The organism is Hyphomonas chukchiensis (genome assembly GCF_000682695.1).
Classification (GTDB): Bacteria; Pseudomonadota; Alphaproteobacteria; order Caulobacterales; family Hyphomonadaceae; genus Hyphomonas; species Hyphomonas chukchiensis.
Genome location: NZ_AWFG01000091.1, coordinates 1 through 718, shown reverse-complemented (window position 1 = coordinate 718; position 718 = coordinate 1). Strand labels below are relative to the sequence as shown.

Annotated in this window: 1 protein-coding gene; it reads left to right on the top strand. The window is 55.0% G+C overall.

Translation table 11 applies throughout. The features are described 5' to 3' along the window. Nucleotides 1-162: 162 nt before the first annotated feature. Nucleotides 163-718: S26 family signal peptidase (locus tag HY30_RS18180; protein ID WP_162176977.1), on the top strand; the 556-nt coding region annotated here is incomplete at its 3' end.

Here is a 718-nt window from a genome sequence, read left to right as displayed (position 1 = left end):
ACCGTCGTCTATCATGTCGATGATTTGAATGATTATTCGACCGTCTGGAATAGGTCCCGGGGAGGCGGTCATGGCGCTTGAAATCAGGGCATTGAGAACAGATTCAATCACATTGTCGATGGCCAATTGGAGACTTCTTTCGAGCAACTGGAGGGGCTTTTCATGAGCCTCCGCGCAGTATTTTGGAGCGGTATTTCTGTGCTCGGAGTGGCATTGACAGGCCTTCCGGCGACTGGTGTTTTACCGCCCATATTACTCTACAATCCGAGCGAAAGTGCTCCGCTTGGGTGGTATCGCGTCGAACCTTTGGAGGTGATTTCGCGGGGTGATCTGGTTGTCTCGAACCTGCCAGAGGCCGCTTCGAGACTCGCGATCCAGAGGCGCTATCTTGCGCCAGGCATCCCCGTCATCAAGAACGTCCGGGCGCTCGAAGGCGACACGGTTTGTGAGATCAAGGGTGTGTTACAGATCAACGGGACTTCGACTGTCCGCCTGCTATCAACAGATAGTATGGGACGCGCCCTGCCGTCTCCCTGGACGGGCTGCAGGCAGCTTCAGGCAGAAGAGGTTCTGCTCCTTTCTGATCGCACACCGGATTCCTTTGATGGACGGTATTTTGGAGCGGTCAGGGAGGGCGACATCATTGGTCGTGCGGTGTGGATAGGCGGTGATCGGAAGGAGCATGCAGAAGGGTTGATTGGGAAAAATGGGGACAGAT